Source organism: Mesorhizobium sp. (genome assembly GCF_041661565.1).
Lineage (GTDB): Bacteria > Pseudomonadota > Alphaproteobacteria > Rhizobiales > Rhizobiaceae > Mesorhizobium.
This window is the reverse complement of sequence record NZ_JBAZUD010000052.1, coordinates 23,694-30,402: the sequence shown is the minus strand read 5'-3', so window position 1 is coordinate 30,402 and position 6,709 is coordinate 23,694. Positions and strand designations below refer to the sequence as shown.

At 61.1% G+C, this 6,709-nt stretch carries 5 protein-coding genes; 3 read left to right on the top strand and 2 right to left on the bottom strand.

The genetic code is table 11. The annotated features are described in order from the left end of the window. Positions 1–1,142 (top strand): porin (locus tag WC739_RS11755; protein WP_372953201.1); only part of this gene is annotated, 1,142 nt, incomplete at its 5' end. 239 nt (positions 1,143–1,381) lie between these two features. Next, positions 1,382–2,464, top strand: coding sequence for a tyrosine-type recombinase/integrase (locus tag WC739_RS11750; protein ID WP_372953200.1), 1,083 nt, complete (start codon positions 1,382–1,384; stop codon positions 2,462–2,464). Positions 2,465–2,528: 64 nt separating this feature from the next. Here WC739_RS11750 and WC739_RS11745 read toward each other — a convergent pair whose 3' ends face one another. Together WC739_RS11745 and WC739_RS11740 are read right to left on the bottom strand one after the other, a co-directional pair. Further along, positions 2,529–3,422, bottom strand: a complete 894-nt coding sequence (locus WC739_RS11745; RefSeq protein ID WP_372953199.1) for an alpha/beta fold hydrolase — start codon at positions 3,420–3,422, stop codon at positions 2,529–2,531. Positions 3,423–3,532: 110 nt separating this feature from the next. Continuing rightward, complete coding sequence (locus tag WC739_RS11740; protein WP_372953198.1) at positions 3,533–5,563, bottom strand: lytic transglycosylase domain-containing protein; 2,031 nt, start codon at positions 5,561–5,563, stop codon at positions 3,533–3,535. A 241-nt stretch (positions 5,564–5,804) separates the two neighbouring features. Here WC739_RS11740 and dapA point away from each other — a divergent pair, with 241 nt between their 5' ends. Beyond that, complete coding sequence (gene dapA / locus WC739_RS11735) at positions 5,805–6,686, top strand: 4-hydroxy-tetrahydrodipicolinate synthase (protein WP_372953197.1); 882 nt, start codon at positions 5,805–5,807, stop codon at positions 6,684–6,686. The last annotated feature ends 23 nt before the right edge of the window (positions 6,687–6,709 follow it).

The following is a 6,709-nucleotide window of genomic DNA, read 5'->3' as shown; positions in this document are numbered from 1 at the left end:
TCGGCTCCGCTGCGGCCCTGATCGCAGTTTCCGGTGCGCGCGCCGCCGACGCCGTCGTCGTTGCCGAGCCGGAACCCGCTGAATACGTCAAGATCTGCGACGTCTACGGCGCTGGCTACTTCTACATTCCCGGCACCGAAACCTGCCTGCGCATCGGCGGCTATGTCCGCTACGACATCGGCGCTGGCGACGTCGGCTCGTTCGACGGTGCAAGGAACTGGGACAAGCAGAACGGCGACGAGCAGGATACTTGGAAAAAGAATGCCCGTTTCACGCTGAAGACCTGGACCGGCCAGGAAACCGAACTCGGCACGTTGAAGACATATACCGAGACCCGCTTCAACTTCGGCAACGGCACCCGCGGCACCTCGAGCTACGATCCAGAGACCGAGATCACGACCCTTTTTGGCAACAACGCCGGAAACAAGCCCGTTTCGCTGAACTTCGCCTGGATCCAGCTTGGTGGTCTGCGCGTCGGTAAGGACGAATCGGCCTTCGATACGTTCATCGGCTACGCCGGCAACGTCATCCAGGATACGCTGGTTCCTTACGGTGGCTTCGACACCAACGTCATCCAGTACTATTTCGACGCAGGCAACGGTTTCTCGGCTGTCGTCTCACTTGAAGAAGGTTACGGCAACTACACCATTGACAGCTATGTCCCGCATGTCGTTGGCGGCGTGAAGTGGACCCAGGGTTGGGGCGCGATCACCGGCGTCGTTGCATACGACAGCAACTACGAAGAAGTCGCCGGCAAGGTCCGCTTGGACGTGACCGTCAACGACGCTCTGTCGCTGTTCATCATGGGCGGCTACGGTACGGATGACAACTACAACGATCCTACGTATGTCTTCCCGGCTGGTGGTCGCGGCATGTACAAGCAGTGGGGCGGCAACTGGGCTGTTTGGGGCGGTGGCACCTACAAGTTCAACGAGAAGACCGCGTTCAACCTGCAGGCGTCGTATGACGAGGACGAAAACCTCGGCATCGCTGCCAACGTTACCTATGACGTGGTCCCCGGCTTCACGGTTACGGCCGAAGTCGACTACCTCAATGCAGGCAGCTATCCGGCTTCCAACTGGACCAGCGCTGACAAGAAGAGCAACATCGGCGGCATTCTCCGCTTCCAGCGCTCGTTCTAAGGGCTGGTTCCTTACAGGTAAAATCCGGCCCGGGCGCACACACGCCCGGGCCGCTTTTGTTTCGTGACTGGATCAAGGCAAGCAGAAGGAACAGGGGGAATCGGTAGCTGAACAGGTCCGCGGTGCGATTTCGTGGGATCCGTCGATGGGCGGATGAGATCACAACCGCGTGATTAAATCTCTTGAAAGGACGCTTCCAAGCGGATAGGGCTGATCTATCCACTTCGGGGGTGTGGCGAATGATGACCAACGAAGCGATTCAAGAGGTTGACCCCTCTGATCATTTTACGATGTTTTCTTCTCAGCATTCAAAGTTCAATTACACCTACAACAAGATAAGAGAAGTAAAGTCGTTTAGGGTCGGAGAGCTTTTTTCAGCTTATCGCGACATACTTTGGGATGATGGGCGGCATAAGTACAATGTCAGCTCTTTCATTGGCGAGATAGATGAGATCCTCCTCGGGGAGCGTTTCAGCGCCTTCGACCAAGGGACCCTGGATAACCTAATCGGCACCTTGCGCCAGCGCGGCAACAGCAACGCAACCATCAATCGAAAGATGGCTGCCCTCAGCAAACTGCTGCGCAAGGCTCAAAAGATGGGAGATATCCACAGCCTGCCCGAGTTCCGCCGCCAGAAGGAGCGGGCGGGACGGATTCGTTTCCTTGAGAGGGACGAAGAGGCAAGGCTGTTCGCCGCCATCAAGAGCCGTAGCGAGGATGCGTACCGGCTTTCGGTTTTCCTCGTGGATTCAGGCTGCCGTCTCGGCGAGGCGCTCGGACTGATCTGGAACGATATCCAGGAACATCGCGTCTCCTTCTGGATCACCAAGTCGGGCCGCAGCCGTACGATTCCGATGACCGAGCGGGTCAAGGAAGTCATCAAGGTGCCGCCGACCGAAGGCCGCCGGCCCAAGGGTCCCTTCACCAAGCTCAGTCAGGCACAGTTCCGCGCGATCTGGAACGATGCGAAAGCAGAGGTCGGGCTCGGTGCCGACGACCAGGTGGTGCCGCACATCCTGCGCCACACCTGTGCCTCCCGCCTTGTCCAGGGTGGCATCGATATCAGGCGCGTGCAGATGTGGCTCGGCCATCAGACATTGTCGATGACAATGCGTTACGCGCATCTGGCCACCAACGACCTCGATGGCTGCGTCACCGTTCTGGAAACGCCCCGAACGACTCAGCCGGCCGAAGGCTCCGTATTCTCATCACCCGTGATGACGGTTCCATCGTCCGCGGCGGCGGGGCGAAAACAGACGGACGAGGCACCTGTGGCAAAGCCCTCGCCGAAAGCGCCCAGGAAAAGTTCAAAAGCCAAGTAGGCCAGCAAGACTGATCTATACTCTCGTCATAAACCCAGGGCCGAGTGTGGTCTTGGGGTTACTTTCAGCTGTTTTGTAATTCAGCTCTATCCAGAAATTCGGCGATCTCCGCCGGCAGGGTTCCGGTCTCCAGGAATGGTGCGTGGCCCTGGCCGTCGACCGTGATCATTTCCAACTTTGGATGATGCTCCCGCATCTGCCGAAGTGTATCAGCGGACAACAGTCTGGAATTGGCGCCGCGTATGGCAAGCAAGGGAATGGACCGCAACGTCTCGAATTGGGGCCACATGTCCGCAAGCGGCTGCGACAGATCCAGCTTGGCAAGCGTGTCGACCAGTTTCGGATCGAAATCCGGCACCAGGCCTTCATCCGTCTCGCGATAAAGCGCCCGCACCATCCGGCTCCAGTCGGCGTCGGTCAGCGCCGGGAAATCCTGGCCATGAGCGCCGCGCTGGGCAATCAATGCTTCGGCGAAGGTTTTCGGCGTCGGTGTGCGCTCGAGATAGGACTGGATATGGGCTAGGCCATCCGCCTCGATCACAGGGCCTATGTCATTGAACACTATGGCTTTCAGGGCTGACGGCCGCAACATGCCGAGGACATGGATGATCAGCCCGCCGCGAGAGGTGCCGATGAAAGCGGCTTCCTCGATGCCGAGAGCGCTCAGGCCCGCGAGGATGTCCGCTGCTTCCACGCCGACAGTGTATTTGTTGACGTCGGCATCGTATGCCGATTGCCCACGGCCACGATAGTCGAAGGCGACCACCTTGCGCGGAGTCTCCGCCCGCTTCGACAGATGCATCGCCAGCTCATGAAAGTCCCGGGCATTGCGGGTCAGGCCCGGCAGGCAGACGACTGGCCAAGGCTCCGAATTGGATTCGCCATAGACGCGCGCATGAAGTTCCAATCCATCGGGCGCGCTGTAGAAAAAGTCGGAAAAAGCCTCGTTGATCGACATCTGAAAGCGTTTCCTGCCGTCGTCGGGTCACTCTCCGAGTGCTACAGGCGAGGGCGCGGCGGGTCAAATCGGCAGCTTTGGCCGAGCCGCCTGGACCGAACGGTCAGTCCTCAGCTGCGTCCGTTCACGAGATCGCCAACGATGTCGTACTTGCCCGAAATACGCATCTTGTAGACCTCGTAATTCTCCATCACGCGCTGAACGTAACTTCTTGTTTCGGTGTAGGGAATCCGCTCGATCCAGTCGACGACGTAATCGATGTCCTTGCCGCGCGGATCGCCATATCGGGCCATCCACTGGCTGGCCCGGTTGGGGCCGGCATTGTAGCCGGCGAAGGTCAGCACATAAGAGCCGTTGAAGCGGTCGAGCTGTTCGCCGAGGAAGGCCGAACCGAGCGTCGCGTTGTAGCCGGCGTCGGTGGTCAGCCGCGTCTGCGAAAACCCCAGGCCCGCCTTCTTAGCCAACTGCCTGGCGGTTCCCGGCATCAGTTGCAGCAGCCCGCGGGCGCCGGCGCTGGACACGGCGCCAATGTTGAATTCGCTTTCCTGACGGGCGATCGCATAGGCCAGCGCCTTGCCCGAGCCGGAAATGTTGGCCGAATCGGGAATGACGCCGAGCGGATGCGACAGTGCGCCAACATCGATGCCGCGCGCGCCGGCGATCTTGCCGACTTTCAGGGACATGAAATGATTGCCCTGTTTTTCGGCCAGCACCGCGAGCAGCGCAAGTTCTCCCGGGCTGTTCAATTGGCCGGCAAGGTCGCGATAGAGCGTTTCGGCGTAGCGGTCATAGCCTGCCTCCTGCAGTCGCTTGATGGCGCTGACGGCCTCGCGCCCGGCAAAATTCCGCCGGTCGGCGACGCTCGGTTGCGGGTAGACGATATTCAGGGCCTGACGACCCACGCGCTCGGCGGCAAGCTGCCCGTAGAAAGTCGTTCCATACGTGGCGGCGCGCGCAAAATAGTCCTTCGCATTGCCAGGACCGCCAACTTCGGCGGCCCGGCCGAGCCAATAATAGGCACGCGACAGCGTCATCGGCCCCTGGGCAAGGTCGGCGATGCGCCCGAAATGCGTCGCCGCGGCTTTAGGATCGTTCAGGCCGCGCAGCGCGTACCAGCCGGCATGGAATTCCGCATCCACCGCGTTGGTGGTGCTTTCGGCGGCATGGGTGGCCACTATCCTGTAGGCCGTCCTGATATCACCCTGGTCGACCAGTTCGCGCGACAACACGCGTCGTTCGACCCACCATGCGTCGGGATCGACCAGAGCTGCGCGATTGGCCGGCGCCTGCATCACAACAGCGGCGGCGCCGGCGAAATCCTGCTGCTTGCGCAGATATTCCGCGTGCGCGAAGAAATAGCCGGCAGAACGCTGCGCCGCCGGCACCGCGCTCAATAGTCTTGGTGCGTTCTTGTCGCCTCTGTCGGCCGCCGCCCACGCGTCTGCAAGCTGTTGGGCGCCAGCGAGGCCGGCGACGCGTAGCGCAGAATTCACGCGGTCGGCGTAGAACATGCGCTCCATGCGGAAACGATGATCGGCGGCCGGGATCATCCCGCCGAACTCCTTTATGAGCGCCGTCTCGTCCTTGGCCTCCAGGATCGCCGTGCGCCAGAACGGCGACAGCACCGAACGCGCCGCCTTGATATTGCCCGAGGACACATAGGCGCGGGCGAGAACCATCACGCCGTCGAATGTTTGCGGCTGGCTGCCGTCGAATGCCCGGATGACGATGTCTGGAGCGGGGCTCTCGCGGTAGAGCGCGCGCTCGCTGTTCTTGCGCAAGGCGACAGTTCCCGGCCAATTGGGCAGCATCCTGGCCGCGGTGGCAATATCGGCGCTTGGCACCTTGTCGCCGCCGTAAAGCGCGATCGCCCAGGCCAGGATGTGCTGGTCGAGCGAATTGGCGGGAAGGGCGTCTCGCACGGTGCGCGCGGCAGGAATGTCGCCTGCCGCCAATGCATCCAGCCCGCTCTTCAGCAGCACGATGCCGGGCGAGGGCTGTGCTTGGGCGCTGTCCTCCAGCACTGGCGTCGGAATGGCCGAGGTGACCTGTCCATCCACGCTGCCGCCCATCGCCATGCCCGGCATCAGCGCGAGCGTGGCGCCAAGCAGCGCAAGGAGGTGAGGCCTGATGGCCGGCATTACGTCTTTCCTAGTCCTGTCATTTCATTCAAGTGGCCAGCATATCTCGAAACCTAGACTTAGGTCGTGAAAGGCCCGTAAACACCGGTTTGTCGAGGCCGTTCGAATTGCGGCTGCTGGCACCATGCCAATGCTTGCCGCGCAACAATGTCGAGACTATGGTGCGCCGCTTCGCTTTCGGCTAGAAGGCGCGCACCATCGCAGACCGACAAAACCGATTAGTCCCAAGGAGTTGGACGACATGCTGAGAGGCTCGCTGACCGCGCTCGTGACACCGTTTGAAAAGAGCGGGCGTTTTGACGAGAAAGCCTTTCGCGCGTTTATCGCCTGGCAACTCGCCGAGGGCACGACAGGCCTTGTCCCGGTCGGCACCACGGGCGAGTCGCCAACGCTCTCGCATGACGAGCACCGCCATGTCGTGAAGGTGTGTGTCGAGGTGGCCAATGGCAGGGTTCCGGTCGTTGCTGGCGCCGGCTCCAACAACACGGCGGAAGCGGTTGGGCTGGTGCAGTTTGCCGAACAGGCTGGTGCCGACGCGGCGCTGGTCGTGACACCCTACTATAACCGCCCTACGCAGCGCGGCCTCTACGAGCATTTCGCGGCCGTCGCGCGGGCAACCAAGCTGCCAATCATAATCTACAACATCCCGCCGCGTTCGGTGATCGACATGACGCCGGAGACGATGGGCCGGCTGGCGCACGACTTCAAGAACATCGTCGGCGTCAAGGACGCCACCGGCAAGGTCGAACGGGTTTCAGAGCAGCGTGCCACCTGTGGCAAGGAGTTCATCCAACTGTCCGGCGAGGATGCTTCGGCGCTCGGCTTCAATGCTCATGGTGGGGTTGGCTGCATTTCAGTGACATCGAATGTCGCGCCGCGCCTCTGCGCCGAGTTCCAGGAGGCGACGCTTTCCGGCGATAGCGCGAGGGCGCTGGACCTGCAGGATCGTTTGCTGCCGCTGCACAAGGCGATCTTCATCGAACCCGGCGTCTCTGGCGCCAAATACGCACTGTCGAAGCTGGGCAAGGTCGAGAACGTGCTGCGCTCGCCGCTAGTCACGGTCGAACAGTCGACCGCCGACAAGATCGATGCGGCCATGAAGCACGCCGGCTTGATTAATTAGGGATGAGGCGCCACCTCTTCACA